The sequence below is a fragment of the Peribacillus sp. SIMBA_075 genome, assembly GCF_046534585.1.
Genome location: NZ_JAWRYN010001113.1, coordinates 1 through 253, shown reverse-complemented (window position 1 = coordinate 253; position 253 = coordinate 1). Strand labels below are relative to the sequence as shown.

Annotated in this window: 1 pseudogene; it reads right to left on the bottom strand. The window is 38.7% G+C overall.

Going from position 1 to position 253, the window contains the following annotated elements:
- Nucleotides 1-253 (bottom strand): annotated as a pseudogene (locus tag SB775_RS31760) (polysaccharide biosynthesis C-terminal domain-containing protein); the annotation flags it as partial.

Genomic DNA, 253 nt, shown 5'->3' with positions numbered 1-253 from the left:
ACCACCAATACCTGCACAAACCACAACTGTAATAAGAGCACCCATTCGGCCATCAGGCGAAATCATGAAGGACAGAATCCATTGTGATAACTTTACAGCAATGACCATTACAAGTGTTAATATTGCAATTTGGAATGTTCTCTTATATACAACACCAAATGAATAGTGTACATGTTTTTTGATTTGTCTATTCGTATACCATACGGAAGCTAAGAATCCGACTGCAGTAGCTAAAATCGCTCCAACTGTACCG